This is a genomic window from Geobacillus subterraneus, assembly GCF_001618685.1.
GTDB lineage: Bacteria > Bacillota > Bacilli > Bacillales > Anoxybacillaceae > Geobacillus > Geobacillus subterraneus.
In genome coordinates this window covers 470,017-493,761 of sequence record NZ_CP014342.1, presented here as the reverse complement: position 1 = coordinate 493,761, position 23,745 = coordinate 470,017, and the positions used below count along the sequence as shown (strand labels likewise).

Sequence of the window (23,745 nt, the reverse complement as noted above, 5' to 3'; positions counted from 1 at the left end):
TCGTTAAAACCATGGTCGCTGCTTGCGCGTGCGGAACAGCCTCCAGCAAAGAAACACGACCAAGAGGAAAGAGGCGGCCAACCCGATGTTGGCGACCGTCGTTTTGTCCATTCCTAAAAACGTCCCGCTCGGAATGCTGGCAATGACAAACCCAGTGGCGACGATGATGGCAAACGCGATGAGGGAAAGCGCCAGCCGGTTGGCGATTTGATTGAGCGTATTGCGCGTCACCGGGTCGGTTTGCAGCTGCACGGTCATGCGCCATTTGTTTTCCGCCATCGTCTCGAGCACTTTGTTGAACCGGCGCGGGAAGGTGGCGATCATTTCCGCCGTTTCGGCGACAAAGCTGGCGTTGGCGCGGAAATTAAAGCGCTTTCCGAGAATGCTCTTCAAAATCGGGATTTCATACGCCTCGACGACTTCGCCGTACGAAATTTCCGGACAAATCCAGCGCGCCGTTCCCTCGGTGGCGGAAAATCCTTTCGCCCAAAGCGCCAAGCCATTCGGGACTTTGCAGTAGTTGCGAAACCCGATCGCCGTCGCTTCAAGGACAAGGCGGCCGTAATTGTAGCGGCTGCTTCCCTGGTGGGCGGATACATAGTTTAACGTCAGCGTCCGTAGCTCATCCTTCAATTTGACAACATCGGTGTAAATGGTCGGCGTCAGGAGCTCCATAAACACTTCGGCAGCGTCTTCCGCTTGGTTGAGCTGGATGTGCAAAATGACGCGCATCAAAATTTGTGCCATCAAGCTATCCATCCGCCCGGTCATTCCCCAGTCGATGATGACCGCCTTTTTCGTCCGTTTGTCGATCATGATGTTGGAACCGTGGGCATCCGCATGATAATGGCCGTCGAGCATCGTTTGCACGTAATGATGAACCAGATCGATCATGATGTTGACCCGCTCTTCGAAAGTAAGAAAATCGACAGGAAAGTCTTTAATGAGCCAGCCGTCAATGTATTCCATGATCAAGACGCTTTTCGTCGCTTCGTACACGTGTGGAACTGTGACATGTTCGGTCCTCCTTTCGTACTTTTGCTTCATTTCTTGCATTTTTCTTGCTTCTCCCGTCATGTCGAGCTCATCCATGGCGCTGCTGTAGTAATCTTGCACGAGTCCCCCGAGGTCAAGGGCGGCCTGCAACTCAGGCGGCAGCCGCTTCTGCAGGCGGGCAGCCATTTTTTTGATAATGGCGATGTCGGTTTGAAACAGTTTTTCGACTGTCGGGCGCACGACTTTGACCGCGACAACCGGTCCGTCTTTGAGTTTCGCTTTGTACACTTGAGCGAGCGATGCCGAGCCGAGCGGCGTTTCTTCGATCCATTCAAACGTCTCAAGACCGTCTGACAGCTCCCGGTCAAGAATGTACTGGATTTTCGCAAACTCGATCGGCGGCACCCGATCAAGCAGCCGTTCGAGCTCGACCGTGATCGGCTCCGGCAGCAAATCCTGCCTGGTGACGAGCACCTGTCCAAGCTTGATGAACGTCGGTCCCAACTCCTCAAACGCCAAACGCAGCCGGCGGCCGATCTGGCGCAAGGAATCACTGTCCCCTTCTTTCCCCCGCAGTTTATGGGCAATGACATCGCCAAACACCATGCCAAGCCCGTTTTTGACAAGCGTCGCCATGATTTTTCTCCGCCGCCTTCCCGCCGTGATGGCGGCCAGCTCGACTTCAATGGCGGCGCCGATAGCCGCCAAGTCGGGCGTCGGTGTTGTTTTGGCCGTTTCAAGTGATGCGTGCAACCCGCTTCCCCCTTTCTGCTTATGCTTACAGCCGCTCGATGATCGTGGCGGTCGCCATGCCAAAGCCGATGCACATCACCTGCAGTCCGTATGTCCCGTCCATGTCCTCGAGTTCATGCAGCAGCGTCGTCATCAACCGGGCGCCGCTCGCGCCGAGCGGGTGGCCGAGGGCGATCGCCCCGCCGCGCGGATTGACTTTCGCCATATCCGGCTCGAGTTCCCGCTCCCACGCCTTCACGACCGAAGCGAACGCTTCATTGATTTCGATGACATCGATTTGGTCAAGGCGCAGTCCCGTTTTTTCGAGCACGCGGCGCGTGGCCGGGATGACGCCCGTGAGCATCAGAATCGGATCTTCGCCGACAACCGTGCGGGCGACGATGCGCGCCCTAGGCCGCAAGCCAAGCTGCCGGGCTTTATCCGACGACATGAGCAGCACGCCGGCCGCTCCGTCGCTCACTTGGCTTGAGTTGCCCGCCGTAATGACGCCGCCTTTCGGCTGAAATGACGGCGTAAGCGCCGCTAACTTCTCCTTCGATGTATCGCGGCGGATCCCTTCATCACGGGCAAATGTTATCGTTCCGTTTTCGCCTCGCACTTCAAGCGGGATGATTTCCCGCGCAAACATCCCGCCGTCGGCCGCCGCGGCCGCTTTTTGGTGGCTTTCGAGTGAAAACGCATCCAACTCTTCCCGCGACAACCCCCATTTTTTCGTGATCATCTCGGCGGAAATCCCTTGCGGCACAATGTTGTACCGACTTGTCAGCTGCCGGCTGAACCGTCCCATGTCGCTTCCCATCGGCACGCGGGTCATGCTTTCCACGCCGGCGGCGATGGCGATGTCCATGTCGCCGGCCAAAATCGCCTGCGCCGCGCTGTGAATCGCCTGTTGGCTCGAGCCACACATCCGGTTTAAGGAAAACGCCGGCACTTCGACCGGAAATCCGGCAGCCAGCGCCGCTTGGCGGCCAATATTGCCGCCTTGCTCCCCCGTCATCGTCACGCAGCCGACAACGATGTCTTCCACCAAGCCGGCGTCCAATCCGTTTCGGTCCACAAGCGCCCGCAGCACAGGGACGAGCAAGTCAACCGGATGGACGTTTGCGAGCGCCCCTTTTTTCTTGCCGATCGCCGTGCGCACGGCATCGACAATGACAACTTCCCTCATGCCGCTCCTCCTGTTCTATATGAAAGTCCATCTGCTCCCTTCATGGCGAGCCGCTGCGGGCTGCAGAAGCCCCGCCGCTTCGGATCCCCTCACCATGCTCCACCTGATCTCGGTCTTGGCCAAGGACGTTTCCGACGCGGTTAGAAAACGGAGCTTCCGGACAGCCTAAAAAGTTGGCTGCCGTCAGGCCGGCGCCCCCGTTCCCGCGTTTTTGGTTCAAAACGTAAACAATTCAATGCCGCCGGAAACATTCAATCCAATCCCCGTAATGTATTTCGCCTTATCCGAGCAAAGGAAGACGATGGCGTTGGCGACGTCTTCCGGCTCACCCGGGCGGCGGAACGCCGTGCGCTGGATCATCCGTTCGTTCATTTTCGGGTTGCCCATGCGGAACGCTTCCGTGTTGATAATGCCCGGCACGATGGCGTTCACTGTAATGCCATAGCGCGCTCCTTCAAGCGCCATGCTTTTCGTAAAGCTCAACACCGCTCCTTTTGTCGCCGAATAGCTCGCCTGGCCGAAGCCGCCAAGCGTGCCGGCGACGGACGACATGTTGATGATCCGTCCCCATCCTTGCTCTTTCATGTACGGCCAAACCGCTTTTGTACAGTTGTACGTGCCGGTTAAGTTCACCCGCAAATCGCGCTCCCAAAACGCATCATTTTGCTTTTCGATTTGCGAAACGTGGTCGAGCGTGCCGGCATTGTTGACCAAAATGTCGATCGATCCGAACTCCTCTTTGACGCGGGCAAACACTTCCTTCACTTGTTCGCGGTCGGTGACGTCCAGTTTGAGCGCCATTGCCCGCCGCCCCATGACGCGGATTTCTTCCGCTGTTTTTTCCGCATACACAACTTTCGTGCTTTGCATCACTTGGGAGAGCGGTCCGTATTTTTGCGCCGTTTGCCTGCTTTCCTCATCCGATTCAAGCAAAATATCGGTAATGACGACATCAGCCCCCGCTTCCGCCAACGCCAGCGCATCCGCGCGCCCCAGCCCCCGCGAAGCACCGGTGACGACCGCCACTTTTCCTTTCAGCAGTTCCGCCCATGATGACATCGATAATCCCTCCGTTTACCGTAAAAATTGCGGTTGTTTCTTTCGGAAAAACGCAGCCAGCCCGATCGCCGGCTCTCCCGTCTTAAACGTGGCCGCAAATGACGCCGCTTCGATGCCAAATCCGTCTTCCCGAAGCCCCTCGGCCGCATAGATGGCCCGCTTGGCGAGCCCCATCGCCCGCACCGCGCCTTCTGACAATTGCTCGGCAAACGCTGCCGCTTCTTCTTCGAGCCGCTCTGGGGGTGCGACGCGATGAACGAGGCCGAGAGCGAGCGCTTCTTGCGGGTCGAGCCGTCGGGCGAGAAAAATAAGCTCTGTCGCTTTCGACCGTCCGACAAGACGCGTCAGCCGCTGCGTGCCGCCCGCGCCGGGAATGAGGCCGAGGGAAACTTCTGTGAGGCCGATTTTGCCCCCGCCCATGAGGCGGAAATCGCAAGCGAGCGCCAATTCGCAGCCGCCGCCGAGCGCATAGCCGTTGATGGCCGCGATGACCGGCTTTGGCATCGCCGCGAAGCGGTCGAAGCAACGCTGCATGCGGGCGCTCTGTTCGGCAATGCCCGCCTCATTGCCGGCAAACTGGCTTCCCCGCTGAATCATGTCCTTTAAATCCGCGCCGGCAAGAAACGTTTTCGGATGGGCGGATGCGATGACGACTACGCGCACCTTGCTGTCGGCTTCCAACTCATCAGCCGCTTTCTCCAACTCTTCCATCAGCCGTTCGCTAATGGCGTTCGCCGGCGGGTTGTCGATGATCAGCCAGGCGACTCCTTTGTCACGCCGCTCGATGCGCAACGTTTCATAAGGCATCGGAATTCCCCCTTTCATTCGATCAAACCAGCAACTTCACAAATGATCATCGTTCTCCGTCGCGAGCAGAAGAGGCTTGGGCCGCCGCCTCTCCCTTCTAGACGTGCACGCCGTATGGCGCATACAACCGTCGGGCGGTGACGAGGCGCTGGATTTGCTGCGTGCCTTCGAAAATATCGAACACTTTCACGTCGCGATACAGTTTCTCAACCAAATGCCCATCAAGGCCGACAGGGCCGAGCAGCTCAAGGCACATCGCGCATACGCGCAGCGCCATTTTGCCAGCCACCGCCTTGCAAATCGCCGCTTCCATCGCGTTCGCTTCACCGATGTCCCCTTTCCACGCCGCTTCCCACGTGAGCAGACGCGCCGCATCGATCTCTTGCTCCGCCTCGGCGAGCAGCTCAGCCGCTTCATAGTACAAACGGCCTTGCTTCGGATATTCCCGTTTGACGACCTCAAGCGTATATTCGTACGCCGCGCGGGCGATGCCCACCGCCATGGCGGCGACGATCGGCCGCGTGCTGTCAAACGTCTTCATCGCCACTTGAAAGCCGGATGGTTGATGGGCCGCGGCGCTGTACAGCTCCTCTCCGCCGAGCAAATTTTCCGCCGGGACGAAGCAGTCTTCAAACACGAGCTCCGCTGTCTCGTTGGCGCGCAGTCCCATTTTATGGACGGTGCGCGCCGCCGAAAATCCCGGCGTCCCTTTTTCGACGACAAACGCCCGGTGTCCGGCGCGGCCGAGCTTCGGATCCACCGTGGCGAACACGACGACCCATGAAGCGCGGGCGCCGTTGGTGATGAAAATTTTTTGCCCGTTCAACACATAGCCGCCGTCAACTTTTCTCGCTGTCGTCCGAATGCCGGACGCATCCGAACCGGCCTCCGGCTCGGTCAGCGCATACGCCCCCCAGCGCGGTTCGTCTTTCGTGAATATCGATAAAAAGCGCTGCTTCTGTTCCGGAGTGCCGCTTGACTGAATCGGCGGCCCACCAAGGCCGGGGCCGGGAAGGGACAAGGTAATGGCCGGGCAGCCCCACGCGAGCTCCTCGGCGGCAATCACCGCCACGCGGTTGCCTTCGCGTTCTTTTTTTTCCGGTTTCTGCTCCGTTGCTGGTGCCGATCGTCCGCCGCCGAATGATGATGTGTTCAGCTGGATGCCCATTTTGTTGACTTTTTGCAGCCACTCCTCCGGCACCCGTCCGAGCCGGTCGGCCTCGAGGGCAAGCGGGCGCACTTCATGTTTGGCGAACCAATGGACGAGTTCTTTGATCTGTTTTTGCTGCGGTGATAAGGTAAACGAAATCATGGCGCCACCCTCTCTTTCCGTTCGTCCAGCAGCTGTTCGCCGCGGCGGATGAACCAGTCCGTTTCCCGCGCATACAGCAGCACTTGCGCTTGGGCGTCGCGCATCCATTTTTCGGCCGGATATTCTTGCACATATCCGTGCCCGCCCAGCATTTGCACAGCCTGATCGGTGACGTAGCGCACCGACCGGTGGGCGCGGGCGAGCGCCCGCCAGGCGAAGCCTTCCGCCGTCCTTCCTTGCTCGTCAACGCGGCAGGCGGCGGCCCAGGCGATGTTCCGCGCCCCGCGGCATTCAAACGCCATTTCCGCAACCGTAAACGATACGCCTTGGAATTTGGCGATTTCCTGCCCGAACGCCTTTCGGCCAGCAGTGTATTCGATGGTGTAACTAAGCGCCGCCTCCATCAGCCCGACTTCCTTCGCCGCTTCGAGCACGCACTGGCGGGCGCGGGCGTGCCCAAGCAAGGTGGATGCCTCCTCTCCGCGGGCAAGCATGCGGCCAGTGCTCGCGAACACCTCGGAAAAGCGAATGCGCCCAAGCCCCGCCGCCAGCAGCCCGAGCCGGAAATCGCCCTCGACCGTCTCCCATGTGCGCTCATCGAAGACGAAAATCACCGGTTCCCCCCCGCCGTCTTTGGCGGCCACAACCACCCAATCGGCAAAGGCGGCGCGCCGAACCGGCACGGATGTCCCGTTGAGCCGATAGCCGTCGCGGCCGCGGCGGACATCGATCGTTTCTTCACCGTCAATGAATGCCACCGTCGGCCACATTCCCGTTTGGCCTGCTTCCCGATACGACTGCCAAATGGGGTGATCAGGCGTCTGGCGCATGAGCGAGGCGACTTCACCTGGTCCGGGAAGCCCTTGAACAATACCTAAATCTCCATAGCTGAGCACTTGCCAAATTTGCGCTTGGGATATGAGCGGAAGTTCAAGCCCTCCCCAGCTTTCTGGAAGTTCCAGTCCTAAAAACCCCAATTCGTGAAGGCGTTTGACGATGGAGGCGCTTACAAAACGATGCTGTTCACAATCGTGGGCGCTCGGCCGCAGCTCTTCATCGGCGATCGTTTTCGCCACTTCACAAAACGCTTGCTCCTCTTCGGTCGGCCGAAATGAGATCATCGTTCCTCCCTCCTTTTATGCCAATCAGAATGGGTGCGCGCGTTCCGCTCATTCGTTCCTATCCACAACGGCGGGAACGAACTCGTTCGCCCACTCGCGCAACTTTTTCTTGTCCGTTTTTCCGAGCAGATTTTTCGGCAAATAACCAACGATCTTCAAAAAGCGCGGGCTTTTGTACTTAGCCACTTTCTCTTGGCAAAAGCGAATGAGTTCCTCTTCCGTCACGCTCGCCCCGCGGCGGATGACGACGTAAGCGGCGACTTCTTCTCCCATCCTCGGCGATGGAACGCCGACAACGCCCGCCTCCAGCACATCGGGATGCGACATGAGCAGTTCTTCGAGATCGCGCGGGTAAATGTTGAATCCGCCGCGGATGATGACATCTTTTTTCCGGTCGACGATAAACACGTACCCGTCTTCATCGATGCGCGCCATGTCGCCGGTGTACAGCCAGCCGCCGCGCAGCGCTCGACGCGTCTCCTCATCTTTTCCATAGTAGCCGCGGAAAACGTTCGGCCCAGAAACAATCAGCTCCCCAACCTTATTGGGCGGCAGGGGATTGCCTTGTTCATCGACAACGGCGACTTTCACGCTCGGCAACGGCAGTCCGACCGATCCGGGCTTGATCGGTTTCGTCGGATCGGTTGCTGTAACGATCGGCGCCGCTTCCGACAGGCCGTAGCCTTCCAAAATCAAGCAGCCAAACTTGCGCTGAAACCGTTCGGCAAGCGCCGGCGGCAGCGAGGCAGAGCCGGACACGCAGGCCGCTAAGCTTGAGGTGTCATACCGATCGGCCTCAGGAGCATGGCATAAGGCGTGAAACATGGCCGGCACCATCGCGGTGTGCGTCACCCGGTGCACTTCGATGGCTTCAAGCACTTTTTTCGGCTCGAAATGCGGCAGAAGAACGACACGGTCGCCAAGCAGCAGCGCCACATTCATCATCGTAAAACCGAACGCATGAGAAATCGGCAAAACACCGAGGCTGACACGATCGCTCTTCGTTTGCAGCAGCTTGGCCATTTCGGCTGCCGCTTCGGCATTGGCGTACAAGTTGCGATGCGTCAATACGACCCCTTTCGGCTGGCCAGTTGTTCCTGATGTATAAAGCAATGCGGCTGCATCGTTGTCAGCGACCGCCACCTCCGGCAGAGTGGAAGGAGCCTGCTCCATCCTCGTCCACAAAGAGTGAGGCGAGTTGGAAGGCTCGAGCGTCAACACGGACGGCGAACGCGGCAAATCGCGCGCCGCTTCCCTCACTTTCCCGAGCAGCATTTCCGCTGTAAGCACAACTTTCGGCGAACAATCCCGGAAAATATAGTGGATCTCCTGCGCCTGCAACAGCGGCAACACCGGCACAACCACCGCTCCGGCCTTCACGACGCCGCTGAAGGCGATCACCACTTCCGGGCTGTTCGGCATCGTCACGACAACGCGGTCGCCCGGCCTGACCCCTAGCTCGATCAACGTGTGAGCCAATTGGGACGAACGGGCGTCGCACTCGACGTTCGTGTACTCTTTCCCTTCAAATATCAACGCCGCGTAAGGACCGAACTGCTCGATATTTTTTGTCCAAACCGTGCGCAAATCCATGCCCTCGTCTCCTTTAACCAAATTGGGTGGGCCTGCGAAAAAGGCCAAGCCCGCTGCATTTTGTCTCCTTTCCTTCTGACGGTCGGTGCTGTTGTCAATGCACGGAACAACATGCTGGTTGTTTTTCTTGGTGTGCTTATTGGCTCTGATTGGCGCTGTTATAGGCGGACAGCACTTCTTGAAGACGCAGCGCCAGCCCCATATCCCCATCAATGCGAAGCCGCCCGCTCATAAACGCTTCCGTTCCGTTGAGCTCGCCGTCCACCATTTTCTTAAAATCCTCGCTGTCCATGCTGAGCGTGCAATCGGACGTTTCTTGCTCTCCTTCAATGACAAATCCGGCATCTGGGCGAAGGACGACTTGGTACACCCCCGCATCAGACCCACTTAAGTTAAACTGGTACACCGCGACAACCCCATCAGCGCGGGATGGATCTTCCCTCAATTGCGAATCGATCAGTTGGAAAATGTCTCTTACCGTCGTCATCTTCATGACCTCCTTAAAATTTAGAACTATCTGAAATATTATTTTGTACTTTTACTATATCGTCTTTCCGTTCCACGTCCTATCCCGAAAATCGTCGGAACTTTCTTTCCTCCTGCGCGGCGCTCCCCCGATGTTTTTACGCTTTTAAAACATGGAGAAGCACGCGCTCATCAATCAGTTCCAAATAGCGCCGATAAAGCGGAAACGCCGGCACGATGCGCGGCAGCAGCTGGAGCGCCTTCGCTTTCGATCCTTTTGCCCTCATTTTTCCAGTCATCAGTGCCAACGGAACGCTGACATTGCCGCCCCAAAATTGATGGGCGACGTCCCCCGCTGTCTGAATGGCGACATCAGGCTGATCAAGCCCCCGGCCGAACAGCACTTCGTAATGTGCGCCGGGCTTTGGCCGCCTCGCATCGATGCTGATGACCGCCTCCGGATCGGTCAAGTAAAAAACGAACGCGGCGCGGGAACGGTGGATTTGCTCGCCGATGCGGTTGATTTGCTCCAATTCGTTCCCTTGTTCATAATAGGCGGGATGATGGCCCCACCATTGCCGCAGCTCTTCGATCGTCCGCGGCCGCGATGGGATTTGCATGAACTCGCCGATCACCCGATACACATGAACATCATCACGAAACAAAGCCATATCCGTTCACTCCCTTTAAACCGGGTATGCACTCTCATTTTGGCACGAAACAACGCCACGGGCAATTCCGACGATTGCCGGGGAGACGAAAAACACAAGACATCCCCCTTCATATGGGTTGAAACATGAACGAAATGCACCAAAGCGCCATACAAAAAAACGGCCGCCCCGTTTGTTTGGAACAACCGTTTTGGCCAAAATGGCTGCGAAAATTCTTTGTTATTCTAAAAGGATGGTGATTTAAGGGAAACTGGTGCTCCCAGCAGCATTTCTCAAGTTGAAAAGACTTGCGACACTATAACCTGATCCACTTCGAGTTCTCGCCAATCGAGCGAACCGGTTATTTTCAACGTCCTTCTAATGATTTTACAAATTCGCCAACCGCATCACATCACGGGCGATCATGACCTCTTCGTTCGTCGGGATGACGAGCACTTTGACCGGCGAGTGCGGATAGCTGATGAACGCTTCTTTGCCGCGCACTTTGTTCAACACCGGATCCCAGTAGACGCCCATGAATTCGAGGCCGCGCAATACTTTGGCGCGCACGACATCGCTGTTTTCGCCGATGCCGGCGGTGAAAATGATGGCATCAACGCCGCACATGCGGGCCGCATATGAACCGATATATTTATGGATCCGGCTCGCAAACACTTCAAGCGCCAGCTCGGCCCGTTCATTTCCTTCCGCCGCCGCTTTTTCGAGGTCGCGCAAGTCGCTTGAAATGCCGGACAAGCCGAGCATGCCGCTTCGTTTGTTTAACACTTCAATCACTTCATCGGCCGTCATCCCTGTTTTTTCCATAATATACGGGATGAGCGCCGGATCGATGTTGCCGGAGCGCGTCCCCATCGCTACACCGGCTAATGGGGTAAAGCCCATCGACGTATCAATCGATTTTCCTGCTTCCACCGCTGCGATGCTCGCGCCGTTGCCTAAATGGCACGAGATGAGGCGCAGCTGTTCGATCGGCCGGCCGAGCAATTCGGCCGCGCGCTGGGTGACGTATTTATGCGACGTGCCGTGGAATCCGTATTTGCGGATGCCAAACTTCGTGTAATACTCATACGGCAAGCTGTATAAAAACGACTGTTCCGGCATCGTTTGGTGGAACGCCGTATCAAACACCGCCACCGCCGGCACGTTTGGCAGCACTTCTTGGAACGCCCGGATGCCGACAAGGTTGGCCGGGTTGTGGAGCGGGGCGAGCTCGGAAACTTTTTCGATTTGTTTCATCACTTCATCGGTAATTAACACGGAGTCGCTGAACTTTTCGCCGCCGTGAACGACGCGGTGGCCGATGCCGTCGATTTCCTCAAACGATCGAATAATGCCGTAGCGAATCAATTTATCCAACAGCATTTTCACCGCCACGGCGTGGTTCGGGATGGCGGTCACTTCCTGTTGCTTCTCCCCGTTGACAACGATGGTGAAAATCGCGTCGTCAAAGCCGATGCGCTCGACGACCCCTTTCGTCAACACCGTTTCCGCCGGCATCTCAAACAATTGGAATTTCAATGATGAACTACCCGCGTTAATGGCTAACACGTTCGCCATATATCCAAACAGCTCCTTTTTGCAAAATCCGATCGCGCCTACCATTAGTGTGCGCGATGGGCGGCCGTTTCACTATGCCTTTTTCATTGTATGCCCCCCTTATTGTTCTTTCAAGCGCTTGCTCGTTTAGTAATCGGTTGCAAGAAAAAGTCTTTATGTTGTGAAAAATGCAAACGAGGGAGTCCCCAAAAGATCGGACCCCCTTTTCATCACGATATCCACGCGCTGCATGCTTCCTTGCCGCCATCTCCTAGCCCCCGTTGAAGACGGGGCCGCCTTTTGCCGCTCAGCTTCCTTTTTCATTCGCGATCCACGCTTCGATTTTCGCCATCATCGCCTGCATCGCCGTCTTGTTCGAAAAGCGCGGCAGTTCGGCAAGCAGCACGTTTTTTGGCGGCTTTGCCATCGGCCCTTTCTTTTGCAAAATGAACACGCTTTTCGCCGCCTGTTCGTGTTGAAACATCGACAGCGGCAGCTGCAGCACGCCTTGGACGATGGCCGTCTCTTTTAAGAATGTGTTCAGCTGTTGCGCTTGCGGGCTTGAAAACAACGTATTGGGAATAAGGAAAAACAAATAGCCGCCGTCTTTTGTATACCGCAAGCTTTGCTCGATCAGCAAATGGTGCGCGTACGACCGCCCTTCTTCCGCTTTCAGAGCAAACCGGGACGCATTGTCATCATCCGGGTAATAACCGACCGGCAAATCGCAGACGACGACATCAGCCGGTTCGACAAAAAGCGGGCGCAAGCTGTCTTGGTTAAACAGCTGCACCGCGTGTTTTTGCAAGTTGGCGTTGACATACGCGAGTTTGACGAGCAAGTCATCGACATCGACGCCATAGCTTTTCGCCTGCTTGCCGCTCAGTCCGTTGAGCACCGCCGTCAATAAGTTCGCCGTGCCGACGGCCGGGTCAAGGATAGTGAGCGCCAAATGCGGGCGTGTAAACCGGCGCACTAAATACGCCAAAAATAAACTGACCGCATCCGGAGTCATTTGATGGTGTGGCTGAACATGCTGGCGCATCCCTTTTAAGGCAGCGAGCTGGAACGCCTTGCGGATTTCTTCATTTTGAAACCGGTCGAGCACAAGTTCGCGATATTGTTTTTTCAGCCGTTTGGCGTTTAGCTCGCTCACTTCATCCTGCAGCACATCGCCGTGGAACAAGTTTTCCCCCGTTTCCGCGACCGCTTCTAAATACGTGCATTGCAATTCTTCCTGCAAAATCTGAGCTGTTTCATCCAATACAGTGAACAGCCGCTCAACTGGCGTCATCATTCCGTATATCCCACCTTTCTGCCCATGTCCCTTCTGCTATTGTACGCCGATCCGCCCCGTGCCGCAAGAAGCGCGCCGACAGGAAAGAAAAGACCCCGAACAAATCGGGGCCTTTTTCCGTTATTTCGCTGCTTTTGCCGCTTCAATCGCCGATTCGTAGTTCGGATGGTTCGTCACTTCCGGCACGTATTCTACGTACGTCACCGTATCGTTGCTGTCGATGACAAAGACCGCGCGGGCGAGCAAGCGCAGTTCTTTGATTAAGACGCCGTACGCTTGTCCGAACGAAACGTCGCGATGGTCGGACAACACTTGGACGTTTTCGATGCCGGCAGCGCCGCACCACCGTTTTTGCGCAAACGGCAAATCGACGCTGATGGTCAGCACTTTCACATTGTCGAGCTTCGCCGCTTCTTCGTTAAACCGGCGCGTCTGCGCGTCGCAAACCCCGGTGTCCAGCGACGGAACGACGCTGATTAAGCGGACATGCCCTTTCGTATCGGCAAGCGTCACTTCTTGCAAGTTTTGGTCAAGCACCGTAAAATCCGGCGCCTTGTCGCCGACGTTCACTTCGTTGCCGACGAGCGTGACCGGGTTTCCTTTAAACGTCACATTAGCCATGGGCTCTCTCCCCCTTAAGAAAAAATATGTACTATTTCCATAGTAAAACGGGGAAACGATTTTTGCAATTGTTTTGTCTCATTGGAAGGCTGATCATGGAACGAAAAGCCTGGCCTTCCGCCACTGACAGGATGAAAAAGAGCCGGACGATAAACGATCCAGCGCCGCGCTCAGCTAAATGTCAAAGTCGTTCGCCGAAGCAGAAGCCGCCCCGTCTTGCTTGTTTTTCTTCAACATCGCTTGAATTTTCTCAAACGCCTGCGGGGCGACATCGAGTATTTTCTCATATAAGTGCGTGCTTTCATCCAAATGGAGAAGTTTGACACCGGACGAATTGACGACAAGAAACGCAATCGGGGTAATGGAGACACCGCCGCCGCTGCCGCCGCCAAACGGATGCCCGTTCCCTTGGGCTTGCCCGTTTTGCCCATTTCCGCCCGCTTGCGTCCCTTGGCCGTTTTGCTGGCCGTCGAGCATAAACTCGCTGCCGCCGGCAGCAAACCCAAAGCCGACTTTCGATACGGTTAAAATGACGCTGCCGTCAGGCGTCTCAACCGGGTCGCCGATAATCGTATTGACATCAATCATTTGTTTTAAGTTTTCCATCGCTGTTGTCATTAGGCCTTGAATCGGATGATTCGTCATGCTCATTCCTCCTAATATCCTTCATTTGCCTGTCTTGCTGTCAACGGGTTTCGTTTCCTCAAGCGCCGTCCGCGCCAATGTTTGATCACTCGCAATCCTGCTAACATAGCATGCCCGATTCGAAACTGAAACATACATAAAAACGCCGTTTCCGAAACAGCCCGGTCATAGGTCGGAACGATCGTAATCACCGGGATGGTTTTCATCTTCGTGTAACGGCTCACCGTGCCGATGATCGTGTATTTCAACGACCAGCCAAGCCCGGCGACCAACCCGGTTGACGCCGCGTCGCCGGTGCCGATTTTGGTCCGCCATTCCCATTTTGTAATCGTGACATGACGGCAAAACTGTTTCATAATTTCATGCAAGTCGACAACTTGTTTGAGAAACTGCTTGACTTGACGAAAGAAATCGGCAATGTCGCTCGGCGTCCATTTGCTTTTCTTTTCCTCTTTCCCGCGCGTTCCTCCCGTTCCCTCTTTATGAACAAGCGCCACCCCGGGCGACTCGGGTTCAGTTTCGATCTTGATGAGCGGGACGCGAATCGTGTAGCGGATGAGGCCAAATAGGGTGCGCAGCACAATTTTGTACTCGTCATCGTCTTCAGCATGACGGAATACGACCGTTACCGAAATTTTCATCCATGCGACAAGAAGGAGAAAAAGAGCCACCACCACGACGGCTATGATCACGATTCTCAATGTCCGCACTTCCTTTCACCATACATTGTCACCATATGGAAAAAAAATAAACCTGCCATAGCGGCAGGTGGTGGTTATTGAGGGCGGACGGATGCAAACAAAAGCCCGTCAATCCCGAATGACGATCGTATCAGCAAACTGATCGTGCATCCCTTTTTTCTTTTCCGAAAAAGCGACAAACAAAAAACCGATGAACAACAGTTTTTTGGCGATAAATTTGCCGATGACTTCGCGGAACAGCACCGTCAGCCATGTAAGCGGCACGCCCCGCTCATCGACGACTTTTAGGCCGAACACCATTTTGCCAAGCGTCTGCCCGAACGCTTTCGTCATCAAAACAAAATAGGCGTAAAAGACGGCAGCCGCCGCCACCGCGGCCGGCGCAAACCAATGATCCCGCGCTAACGGCCAGTCAAACAAGCGAAACAACGGCCAAACGACAAGCCGGTTTATGCTTGAAACGACTATAACGTCAAGCAAATACGCCCAAAAACGAAGCCAAAATCCGCCGTAGCGGGGAGCCGCTTCCACCGGCAAACGGTGTTCAGGCGCAGGCGGCGCCATCGCTTGCGTATCAGTCATCCTCCCACTTCCTTTACTCAGTAAATAAATACATGAGCCGCGGCGATGACGGCTGCGACAACAGACGGATGAGCTCGGCCGCTTCTGTTTCCGGCTTCGCCCGGTTGGATATCAACCCGAACAGGGAGCCCCACGGGGCATCGCCTACATATTTCACAACTTGAGCATTGGCGAGCCGATGTTCTTTTTTGAGCGCCGCAATTGTATCGTCCAAATAACCAAACTCATCAATCAACCGGAGCGATTTCGCCTGGCGGCCGTCGTAAATGCGGCCATCCGCCAGTTTGCGCACCGCCTCTTCCGGCAGCTTTCTGCCTTTGACAATAACGTCGACAAACGCCTCATACGACTGGTTGATCAGCCGCTGCAAAATGTCCCGCTCCGCATCCGTCATTTTGCGCGCTGGGTTCATGATGTCCTTGTACGGGCCGCTTTTGATTGTGACGAGCTCGACGCCGTATTTTTTGGCCAGCCCTTCGTAGTTGACACTTTGCATAATGACGCCGATCGAGCCGGTGATCGTCTCCGGGCTAGCGAACAGCTTATCGCCCGCTGTGGCGATGTAATAGCCGCCTGACGCCGCCATCGCTCCCATCGATACGTAAATCGGCTTCTTCGTCTCTTTTTTCAATTTCAACAGCTGGTTATGAATTTCCGCGCTTTCGGCGACCCCGCCGCCTGGTGAGTTGATGCGCAATACGATGGCTTTGACACGGTCATCTTCCTTCACCTGTTTGATCATTTGCAAAAATGTTTGATGGTTATAAAGCGGCGAGGAAAGGAACGCCTCCGCTTCGCCTGCCTCTTGAATGACACCGTTCACTTCCAAGACCACGATTTTTTGCAGCGGGTCGCCCTCTTCGATCACTTCTTCACTAAACGGCGCTTCCATCAGTGCCAGCCAATTTTCCGACCATGTTCCCGCCTCATCGGACAGCAGTACGCCAATGGCGTTAACGAGCACGGAAATGATAAACAACGCCGACGCGATCGCCAACGCCGTCCACCGTTTTCGATTCATCCTCTCCCCCCTTTTGCATCAGCTACCCATATTTTTAGAATCATGGAAAACGTGGTACAATATTCATTGTACATCGGTTCAAGATATGATGCCATTAGGAGGGCGCAAAGATGGACATGGAACGCAACCGCCTCTATTTTTTTTATAAGCGCGACGACGAGCTCGTCGAACGGGTGAAGCCGCTCATTGAGCGGGCGGAGCGCGGGCCGTTTGTCGTTGTCGACGACGCCCGGGAAGCGAACATTATCGTCAGCATCGGCGATGACGGCGCGTTTTTGCAGGCGGTCCGGCAAACCGGATTCCGCTCTGACCGTTTATACGTCGGTGTGTCAACGCTGCCGACGCGCGGATTTTATTGCGATTTCCAAATCGATGATATCGATCATATGGTTGAAGCGGCCAGAAACTGGAAGCTTGAAGTGCGGCGCTACCCGGTCATCGAAGTGACGATCGACGGCACCGCCTCCTTTTTCTGCTTAAACGAATGTTCGATCCGCTCGCAAATCATTAAAACGATGGCGGTCGATGTTTTTATTGACGACTTGCATTTTGAAACGTTCCGCGGCGATGGCATTATCGTCTCGACGCCAACCGGCAGCACCGGCTACAACAAATCGGTGCACGGAGCGATCGTTGATCCACTTTTGCCGTGCTTTCAAGTGAGCGAGCTCGCCTCGCTCAACAGCAACCGCTACCGGACGCTCGGCTCGCCGTTTATTTTGAGCGGTAAGCGGAAACTGACGCTGAAAATGTCGGAAGAAACGAGCCATTTTCCGATCATTGGCCTCGACAATGAAGCGCTCAGCATCCAGCATATTGAGCGGATTGACATCCAGTTGAGCGACCGGGTCATCAAAACGGTGCGCTTAAAAGACAACTCATTCTGGGATAAAGTGAAGCGCGTCTTTTTATAAACGGCGCGCAAGGTCGCCTTTCTTCGGGAGAGACGACAAGGTGTGCGGGAGTATTCGGTTGGTATGGATGGAAGAGGGTGTCCCTTCGTTCGGGACACCCTCTTTCGTTTTATGAATGGCTTCAAGATGAACCGCCCCCTCCCGAAACGGGCGGCCTTCAGGCTGATTCACGCCGCTTAAGGAGGGCTGTTTTGCGGCCTTTCATTGCACGCGCGTTTCCATCCCCCCGCGCTTATGACGACCGGCCGGCAAGGCGCGCTTCCCGTTCGCGCAGCTCGACGCGGCGGATTTTCCCGGACGCCGTTTTTGGCAAGTCGTCGACGAACTCGATTTTGCGCGGGTATTTGTACGGAGCGGTTAATTGTTTGACATGCTCCTGCAATGCCGGAATGAGCGATGGATCGTTTTTGTCGACCCCGTCGCGCAGCACGACGAACGCTTTGACGACATGGCCGCGCACTTCATCCGGGCTGGCGACGACGGCGCATTCTTTCACCGCCGGATGCTTGACGAGCGCATCTTCCACTTCAAACGGGCCGATCGTATAGCCGGAGCTGATGATGATGTCATCGCCGCGGCCTTCAAACCAGAAATAGCCGTCTTCGTCTTTTCGCGCTTTATCGCCGGTAATGTAATAGTCGCCGCGGAACTGCATCGCCGTCCGTTCCGGATCTTTATAGTAATATTTAAACAGCGCCGGCGTTTCCACATGGACGGCGATATCTCCCACAACACCGACTGGGCACGGTTCGCCGTTTTCATCGATGATTTCGACGCGGTTGCCCGGCGTCGGTTTCCCCATCGATCCCGGCTTGATGTCCATCCCTTTCATGACGCCGACAAGCAGTGTATTTTCTGTCTGGCCATAGCCATCGCGCACTTGGATGCCAAAATGCTTGGCAAACGTGTCGATCACTTCGCGGTTGAGCGGCTCGCCGGCCGACACGGCGCTGTGCAAGTGCGATAAGTTGTAGCGGCCGATATCCGGCACCTTCGCCATGAGGCGGTATTCGGTCGGCGTGCAGCAAAGCACGTTCACTTCATATTTTTCTAACAGCTGCAAATATTTTTCCGGCTCAAAGCGGCCGTAATAGACGAACCCGGTCGCCCCCGAGCCAAGCACCGATAGAAACGGACTCCAAATCCATTTTTGCCATCCCGGTCCGGCCGTCGCCCAGACGAGATCGTTCTCTTCGATGCACAGCCAGTTTTTTGCCGCCGTGCGCAAATGGGCGTACGCCCAGCCATGGCAATGGACAACCCCTTTCGGATTGCCGGTCGTGCCAGAGGTGTAGGATAAAAACGCCATATCGTCGCGCGACGTATCGGCCGCAGCGAGTGTTTCGCTTTCTTCCGCCATCGCTGCCCCCAGCCGAACCCAGCCGTCATGCTCGCGCTCGCCAATCGAAAATTTCAACAGCTTGTCGATGCCATCGATCGAAGCGAATTCGTTAAGATACGGTTCATAGGCGACAACCGCCTTCACTTCCCCATGGGACAATCGGTATTGCAAATCTTTTGTCCGCAGCATCTCGGAGCTCGGAATGACGACAAGCCCGGCTTTGAGCGCCCCTACATATACTTCATACGCTTCAATCAGGCGCGGAACCATGACAAGCACTTTGTCCCCTTTTTCCAGCCCGCGCGATAAGAAAGCGTTTCCAATTTGATTGGCGCGCGCCATGAGGCGCCCGTATGTAATCTCTTTTGTTTCGCCGTGCTCATTCTCCCATTTTAAAGCGATTCGCTCCGGGTGGGCCGCCGCATGCCGTTCCATTTCGGACGTTAAATTGTAGCGCTCAGGAGCGATCAGTTCTTCCCGCTTCATCGTTCCTCTCCCCCTCTTCTGTTCATTTTGCCGTCGCCGGCATCTTTATTATACAAAATAGTTATTATATTTTGAATACTTTTTTGACATAATAAGCGGCGGGGAGCTCCCCGCCGCGCAAGCCATCATGTATGAAATTAGAATTGACGCGCACCGCCCAATTGTTGCTGCGCCATAGCGACAAGACGCTTCGTAATCTCGCCGCCGACCGAACCGTTAGCGCGCGATGTCGTGTCAGCGCCTAAATTGACGCCGAATTCTTGGGCGATTTCATATTTCATTTGCTCGAGCGCTTGCTGTGCACCCGGAACAAGCAGTTGATTGTTGTTGTTGTTGCGTGCCATCTGTTTTCACCTCCTTGTACGTATAGAATGTGTGAAAACAGACGGCGATATGCAACAGCATTTTTGGTAAATTCTGAGATTCAAAACAGGTCAGCGAACTCATCAGCTTGTCCGGCTTCTTCATCGATCACGATCGTTTCCGTCTCATTGATCGCCTTCTCAAGAAGCGGGGCGAGATCGAGCTGACCCTCGTGATGAAGCACTTTCTCTTTTTTCGGCTTCGTTTTTGGCGCCCGCGGCGTAAAAATGGTGCAGCAGTCTTCATATGGAAGAATCGAAATATCGTGGGTGCCGATTTGCTTAGCAATCTCGATAATTTCCATTTTATCCATCGAAATGAGCGGGCGCAAAACCGGCGTGTTCGTTACCTCATTGATCACGTACATGCTTTCCAGCGTCTGGCTCGCCACTTGGCCGAGGCTTTCCCCGGTGACGATCGCCAACGCCCGTTGGCGGCGGCGCAACGCATCCGTAATTTTCAGCATCGCCCTTCGGGTGGAAATCAGTGAATACTCATTTGGAACTCCTTGATAAATGGCTTGCTGCACTTCGGTAAACGGCACGATATGCAGCTTGATTTTTCCGCCGTAGGCGGTCAACGTCCGCACTAAATCGATCACTTTTTGCTTCGCCCGTTCGCTCGTAAACGGCGGGCTGAAAAAGTGAACGGCTTCAATTTCGAGGCCCCGCTTCATCGCCAAGTAGCCGGCGACCGGGCTGTCGATGCCGCCTGAGAGCATGAGCATCGCCTTGCCGCTCGTCCCGACCGGCAGGCCGCCGGCGCCGAAAATGTCGCGGCACGTGACATATGTCCCATCTTGGCGCACTTCGATGCGCACATCAATGTCCGGTTGGCGCACGTTGACCGTTAAGTCTTCCGTCTGCCGCAAAATATGCGCCCCGACTTCATAGTTCAACTCGTCGCTTCGGTACGGGAACTGTTTATTGACGCGGCGGGCGCTCACTTTAAACGTTTTCCCTTTGTACGGAAGCTGGCGGACGGCGGCAAGCGCCGTCTCTTTAATGGCATCTAAATCGTTTTCGCACTTCATCGCCAAGCTGAACGAGTGAATGCCAAACACCGTTTTCAGCTTGTCGATGATCGGTTCATGCGGCTCACCGTTTAATAAAATGTACATTCGGTCGCGCATATATTCAATTTGAATCCGGCGAAACGCCTGCAGTTTGCGGGCGATATTGTTTTTCAGCCGCCGGACAAAAATGTTGCGGTTTTTTCCTTTCGTCGTCATTTCCCCATAACGGATTAAAATGCGGTCATACTTCATCTCCATGTGATCCCGTTACCTCACTTAATGTTTTGATCGCCTGTTTCATGGCCGCCACCGCCGGCGCGATTTCTTCGTTCGTGTTGTCAAACGACAGGCTGATGCGGATGCCGCGCTCAGCCCGTCCTTCGCCGAGCCCCATGGCTAGTAGCGTTTGGCTCGGCGCCTTTTTTTTCGACGAACAAGCCGATGTCGTCGAGACGTAAATACGGCTTTTCGCCAGCTCATGGACGAACACTTCCGGCTTCATGCCGCGCTTTAAGGAAAAGTTGATGATATGCGGCGCAGCGCCGTGGCGCGGCGTGTTGATCTCAATCTCCGGAATGGCGGAAAGGGCGGCCAGCCACTCCTCCTTTAGCGCCTTGAGCCGGCCGATCTCCCGCTCGTATTTCTCCATCGCCAGGCGCAGCGCTTTCGCCATCGCAACAATGGCGGCGACATTTTCCGTTCCGGACCGGAGCCGCATTTCCTGCCCGCCGCCGGCGATCAACGGCATCAAACGGACGCCTTCGCGGACATAAAGCACCCCGGCGCCGCGCAATCCATGAAATTTATGGGCCGATAGCGTGCATAAGTCGACGCCGGCTTGTTTCAAATCGAGCGGCACTTTGCCGATGCCTTGCACCCGGTCGACATGAAACAGCGTCTTCGGATAGCGGGCAAGAAGCGCACCGATTTCCTCAATCGGCTGCACCGTGCCGACTTCGTTGTTGACGTGCATAATTGAAACGAGAATCGTGTCATCGCGCAGCGCTCGCTCCACTTGCTCTACCGACACCCTCCCGTCGCGGTCGACCGGCAAGTACGTCACCTCAAAGCCGAGCTCCTCAAGCTGCCGGCACGGCTCGGCAACGGACGGATGCTCGATCTCCGTCGTAATGATATGGCGGCCGCGCCGCCGATATTGCCAAGCGACTCCTTTCATGGCGAAATTGTTCGCTTCCGTTCCGCCGGACGTGAACACGACCTCGTTCGCTTTGACGCGCAGCATGGCCGCGATTTGTTCGCGTGCCTGTGCGAGCAGCCGCTCCGCCTTCATGCCCAGCTCATGAAGTGAAGACGGATTGGCAAAGTAATCCGTCGCGACCGTCACAAACGAATCGATCACTTCCGGAAACGGTTTCGTTGTCGCGCTGTTATCAAGGTAAATCATCATTTCCATCCTCCGCTCGTGATCGGCAATTCATCCATATAACATAATAATAAAAGCGGACGAAAAACAGCAACGAAAACACACACACATTTACAGTATTCACCAAAAACCCGATAAATATCGGTTTCCGCCGATATTTATCGGGTTGGGATCATCGTTCTTCCTCGTTGTCCGTCTGCCAAAGCTGCTGCACGCGATCAAACGCGCCCGGTTCGACGCTCTCAATCGTGGCCACCGCCTGGCGAAGCGCCTCTTCGTAATCATAATGGCGGAATAAAAACTCGGCCTCCTCAAGCCCTTTATGAACGGCCGGATACCGGCGGCGGTAGCGGTTGCCGTATTGAATCGTCCGTTCAGCCAAGGCCGCCTGTTCGATCATTTCGATGGTTCGCTCATACAGCCGTTCCACCGACGCTTTCGCTTCTTCAAGCGCCTGATCGACCGACGGCATGTCGAGCGGCTTTTCATCGAGGCGGGCGGCGACATTTTGCAGGCTGTTGCGCGCTTCCGTCAGCCTAAGCGCATACGATTCGGGCAGCCCCGGCAGCCGGCTTTTTTGCACGAGACGAAGTGCTTCAGACAATTGTTTTCTCATGTCATCGAGCTTTTCGCGCGCAATCAATTCATCTTTGCGCAGCGTCTGCAGCATCACCCGAAATTGTTCATGTTCTTCCTTCATCATGCCGATTTGCCCAACGAGCTGTTCAAGCTCCTCTCTAAGCAGCGAATAGGCGGTTTTCGCCTCGGCGGCGCGTTCTTCGATCAGCAAAAACCGCTTTTGCAGCTGGTGCAGCTGTTTTTCAATGCTTCGGTATTTTTCGAGGTCGCCTGGCGGCAGGTGGTAGCTTTGCTGGACGAACACGGCTTCAGCGCCCGTTTCTTTCGCCTCGGCGGCCAATTCCTTGAGCATGCCGCCGATGCGCGGCATTTCCGTTTGCACGTATCGATGGGCAAGCACTTCTTTTTCCAGCAAGTCATACAGCGTGTCAATTTCTTCTTTCAGCTCAGCGACGGTCTGCTTCGCTTCCTCGATGCGCAACTCGCCGATCATCGCCAAGCATTGCTTGATTTTCTCCTGTTTTTCTTCCAACGCGCGTTCGATGTGCAAATGATCGAGTATGTACCCGCTCTGTTCCATTTCCTGATAGCCGTCAGCGAGCTCAGCGAGCTGGGCCGGAAGTGAGGTTTGGCACTCGCCAAGCAACACCGGAATCTCTTCCATCATCGCGGTGAGGCGGTCAAGCTCCTGCTTCAGCAACAAGACGACATCGCGCGCCGCCAAGTAGTTGCCGGCTTCCGTCAATTCCGCAAACGACTGAAACTGCTTTTCCGCCTCGCTCAGGCGGACATCGAGCAAATCGGCCGCCGCCCCGAACGTATATCGATAGGCGAGCAGCGTTTTTTTCGCCTCCCGGTGGGCGGCCCGCAGCTCCTCGATTTCCGCACGGTTTTGCTCTTCGCTTCCGATCAGCTCGTTGACTTCATGAATGATTTGATGCACCTCTTCCTCGAGGCGGCGCAGGCCGTCCTCCATTTGTCCAAGCAGCTTGCGCGCCTGCCGGTACCGGTATTTGTCAAGAAGCGTTTCGGCGTCAAACAGCTGTTCTTCGACATCGGGCAGCTTCACGGCTACGATCTCATCCCATTGCTGGCGCCACCGTTCAAACAGCCGCTCTGTTTCCCCCGTCATATTCAGCTGTTTCACTTTGGCGAGCTCATCCGGCACCGGCCGGTTCATCAGCTCGATTTTCCATCCCTCAAGCCGGTCGATTTCCCGATACATCCGCTTCCGGTACATCTGATTGTATATGATTGCCCCTGCGCTGAGGAGCAGAACGATCCACACGATTTCCATGCACAAATGCCCCCTTG

At 55.5% G+C, this 23,745-nt stretch carries 22 protein-coding genes; 1 reads left to right on the top strand and 21 read right to left on the bottom strand.

Annotation, left to right across the window (positions count from 1 at the left end):
• Positions 1 to 3: 3 nt before the first annotated feature.
• The 16 genes from GS3922_RS02370 to sppA all read right to left on the bottom strand — a co-directional run bounded on the left by GS3922_RS02370 (position 4) and on the right by sppA (position 16,348).
• Positions 4 to 1,749, bottom strand: a complete 1,746-nt coding sequence (locus tag GS3922_RS02370) for an ABC1 kinase family protein (protein WP_063165011.1) — start codon at positions 1,747 to 1,749, stop codon at positions 4 to 6.
• Positions 1,750 to 1,774: 25 nt separating this feature from the next.
• Positions 1,775 to 2,917, bottom strand: coding sequence for a thiolase family protein (locus tag GS3922_RS02365; protein WP_063165010.1), 1,143 nt, complete (start codon positions 2,915 to 2,917; stop codon positions 1,775 to 1,777).
• A gap of 216 nt (positions 2,918 to 3,133) precedes the next feature.
• A complete protein-coding gene (locus tag GS3922_RS02355; protein ID WP_063165008.1) occupies positions 3,134 to 3,976 on the bottom strand; it encodes an SDR family NAD(P)-dependent oxidoreductase in 843 nt (280 codons plus the stop codon).
• 15 nt (positions 3,977 to 3,991) lie between these two features.
• Positions 3,992 to 4,783: an enoyl-CoA hydratase/isomerase family protein gene (locus tag GS3922_RS02350; protein ID WP_063165007.1), complete on the bottom strand. Its 792-nt coding sequence runs from the start codon at positions 4,781 to 4,783 to the stop codon at positions 3,992 to 3,994.
• Between the two features lie 97 nt (positions 4,784 to 4,880).
• Positions 4,881 to 6,095, bottom strand: coding sequence for an acyl-CoA dehydrogenase family protein (locus GS3922_RS02345; protein ID WP_063165006.1), 1,215 nt, complete (start codon positions 6,093 to 6,095; stop codon positions 4,881 to 4,883).
• Positions 6,092 to 7,216, bottom strand: coding sequence for an acyl-CoA dehydrogenase family protein (locus GS3922_RS02340; RefSeq protein ID WP_063165005.1), 1,125 nt, complete (start codon positions 7,214 to 7,216; stop codon positions 6,092 to 6,094). Before GS3922_RS02340 ends, GS3922_RS02345 begins: the two co-directional genes overlap by 4 nt.
• Positions 7,217 to 7,264: 48 nt before the next feature.
• The gene (locus GS3922_RS02335) at positions 7,265 to 8,809 is read right to left on the bottom strand and encodes a long-chain-fatty-acid--CoA ligase (protein WP_063165004.1); all 1,545 of its coding nucleotides are present in this window, start codon (positions 8,807 to 8,809) and stop codon (positions 7,265 to 7,267) included.
• Between the two features lie 136 nt (positions 8,810 to 8,945).
• Complete coding sequence (locus GS3922_RS02330) at positions 8,946 to 9,296, bottom strand: SCP2 sterol-binding domain-containing protein (protein ID WP_063165003.1); 351 nt, start codon at positions 9,294 to 9,296, stop codon at positions 8,946 to 8,948.
• 136 nt (positions 9,297 to 9,432) lie between these two features.
• Positions 9,433 to 9,945 carry a hypothetical protein gene (locus tag GS3922_RS02325; RefSeq protein ID WP_063165002.1) on the bottom strand — a complete coding sequence of 171 codons (513 nt, stop codon included), beginning with the start codon at positions 9,943 to 9,945 and terminating at the stop codon, positions 9,433 to 9,435.
• 366 nt (positions 9,946 to 10,311) lie between these two features.
• The gene (locus GS3922_RS02320) at positions 10,312 to 11,502 is read right to left on the bottom strand and encodes an acetate kinase (RefSeq protein WP_063167284.1); all 1,191 of its coding nucleotides are present in this window, start codon (positions 11,500 to 11,502) and stop codon (positions 10,312 to 10,314) included.
• A 286-nt stretch (positions 11,503 to 11,788) separates the two neighbouring features.
• The gene (locus GS3922_RS02315; RefSeq protein WP_063165001.1) at positions 11,789 to 12,778 is read right to left on the bottom strand and encodes a class I SAM-dependent methyltransferase; all 990 of its coding nucleotides are present in this window, start codon (positions 12,776 to 12,778) and stop codon (positions 11,789 to 11,791) included.
• Positions 12,779 to 12,898: 120 nt separating this feature from the next.
• Complete coding sequence (gene tpx, locus GS3922_RS02310; protein ID WP_063165000.1) at positions 12,899 to 13,399, bottom strand: thiol peroxidase; 501 nt, start codon at positions 13,397 to 13,399, stop codon at positions 12,899 to 12,901.
• Between the two features lie 174 nt (positions 13,400 to 13,573).
• The gene (ytfJ, locus tag GS3922_RS02305; protein ID WP_063164999.1) at positions 13,574 to 14,044 is read right to left on the bottom strand and encodes a GerW family sporulation protein; all 471 of its coding nucleotides are present in this window, start codon (positions 14,042 to 14,044) and stop codon (positions 13,574 to 13,576) included.
• An 11-nt stretch (positions 14,045 to 14,055) separates the two neighbouring features.
• Positions 14,056 to 14,685 carry a DUF2953 domain-containing protein gene (locus GS3922_RS02300; RefSeq protein WP_089134981.1) on the bottom strand — a complete coding sequence of 210 codons (630 nt, stop codon included), beginning with the start codon at positions 14,683 to 14,685 and terminating at the stop codon, positions 14,056 to 14,058.
• A 168-nt stretch (positions 14,686 to 14,853) separates the two neighbouring features.
• Positions 14,854 to 15,309, bottom strand: a complete 456-nt coding sequence (locus GS3922_RS02295) for an RDD family protein (protein WP_409071375.1) — start codon at positions 15,307 to 15,309, stop codon at positions 14,854 to 14,856.
• A 31-nt stretch (positions 15,310 to 15,340) separates the two neighbouring features.
• Positions 15,341 to 16,348 (bottom strand): signal peptide peptidase SppA, encoded by a 1,008-nt coding sequence (gene sppA / locus GS3922_RS02290; protein WP_063164996.1) that lies wholly within the window; start codon positions 16,346 to 16,348, stop codon positions 15,341 to 15,343.
• Between the two features lie 110 nt (positions 16,349 to 16,458).
• On the opposite strand from sppA, the gene GS3922_RS02285 reads away from it, so the two are divergent.
• Positions 16,459 to 17,262, top strand: a complete 804-nt coding sequence (locus GS3922_RS02285) for an NAD kinase (RefSeq protein ID WP_063164995.1) — start codon at positions 16,459 to 16,461, stop codon at positions 17,260 to 17,262.
• 232 nt (positions 17,263 to 17,494) lie between these two features.
• On the opposite strand, the gene mbcS is transcribed toward GS3922_RS02285, so the two are convergent.
• From mbcS to ezrA, 5 genes are all read right to left on the bottom strand, one after another.
• Positions 17,495 to 19,090, bottom strand: coding sequence for an acyl-CoA synthetase MbcS (gene mbcS / locus GS3922_RS02280; RefSeq protein ID WP_063164994.1), 1,596 nt, complete (start codon positions 19,088 to 19,090; stop codon positions 17,495 to 17,497).
• A 137-nt stretch (positions 19,091 to 19,227) separates the two neighbouring features.
• Positions 19,228 to 19,434, bottom strand: a complete 207-nt coding sequence (locus tag GS3922_RS02275) for an alpha/beta-type small acid-soluble spore protein (RefSeq protein WP_020960916.1) — start codon at positions 19,432 to 19,434, stop codon at positions 19,228 to 19,230.
• A gap of 80 nt (positions 19,435 to 19,514) precedes the next feature.
• Entirely contained in the window at positions 19,515 to 20,720 is a 1,206-nt protein-coding gene (thiI, locus tag GS3922_RS02270; protein ID WP_063167283.1) for a tRNA uracil 4-sulfurtransferase ThiI, read from the bottom strand.
• Positions 20,710 to 21,873, bottom strand: coding sequence for a cysteine desulfurase family protein (locus tag GS3922_RS02265; RefSeq protein ID WP_063167282.1), 1,164 nt, complete (start codon positions 21,871 to 21,873; stop codon positions 20,710 to 20,712). The genes thiI and GS3922_RS02265 overlap by 11 nt, the downstream gene beginning before the upstream one ends.
• 151 nt (positions 21,874 to 22,024) lie before the next feature.
• Entirely contained in the window at positions 22,025 to 23,728 is a 1,704-nt protein-coding gene (gene ezrA, locus GS3922_RS02260; protein ID WP_063164993.1) for a septation ring formation regulator EzrA, read from the bottom strand.
• Between the last annotated feature and the right edge of the window lie 17 nt (positions 23,729 to 23,745).